2 protein-coding genes are annotated in these 859 nt (G+C 65.2%); one reads left to right on the top strand and one right to left on the bottom strand.

Annotated elements, in window-relative coordinates:
- A partial coding sequence (locus AC1D00_RS43345; RefSeq protein ID WP_477014957.1) for a hypothetical protein occupies positions 1 to 260 on the top strand: 260 nt, incomplete at its 5' end.
- 17 nt (positions 261 to 277) lie between these two features.
- On the opposite strand, the gene AC1D00_RS43340 is transcribed toward AC1D00_RS43345, so the two are convergent.
- A partial coding sequence (locus tag AC1D00_RS43340; RefSeq protein WP_477014956.1) for a GntR family transcriptional regulator occupies positions 278 to 859 on the bottom strand: 582 nt, incomplete at its 5' end.

Here is an 859-nt window from a genome sequence, read left to right as displayed (position 1 = left end):
GGCCAGAGACGAGTATTGAAAGCGGGCCGCATATCTGTGCGAGGCGTAACATGGCGGCACAAACGAGTGACGGACACGTCCTGCTGGTCAAGAAGCTCGGCGGACTCTTCGCAATCATCATCGGATGCCTGCTGACCGCGGTCGGCGTGACCTTTGAATCCAGTGGCACGACTTTCGTCGGCGTCCTCTTCCTGGTGCTTGGCGCTGGTTTGCTCGTGCTGAAGATCGTCAGGCGAAACGAAGGATCTCCGCTGCGATAGAAGCCCGTGCGGTTCGCCTATGCGCCCAGCACATCCGCGAGCCGCGTCTCGTCGGCGGCGGGATCCTTCAGGAACAGCTCGGCTTCGATCTCGTTCAGATGCGACAGCATCTGCGCGCGGGCGGCTTGCTTGTCGCGCTTGCGGATCGCGGTGACGATCTCGGCGTGGTGGTCGGTGCCGCAGGCCGGGGTGTCGTGGCGGCGATAGAGCAGGATGATGAGCGAGGAGCGCGCGATCAGTTCCTTGAGGAAGCCGAGATAGATGCTGTGGCCACTCATCTCGGCGACGAGCTTGTGAAATTCGCCGGAGAGCCGGACCGAGGCGCGCGCGTCGCCGCGCAGCTCCGCCTCGCGCTCTTCAGTGAGATGTTGGCCGAGGCGGTCGAGCCAGGCCGCTGACACCGCTTCACACGCGCGGTCGACGATGGTGGGCTCGATCAGTCGGCGCGCCTCGAACACTTCGCGGGCGTCGCCGGGCGTCGGGCGCGCGACGAAGGCGCCGCGGTTCTTCTCGATGTTGACGATGCCCTCATGCGCGAGCTGCTGGAGCGCGGTGCGGACCAGTGTGCGGCTCGCGCCGTAGATCTCGCCGATCTCATC

It is taken from the genome of Bradyrhizobium sp. P2_E8 (assembly GCF_056403875.1).
The sequence above is the reverse complement of the archived record's forward strand: the minus strand, read 5'-3'. Positions and strand labels throughout refer to the sequence as shown.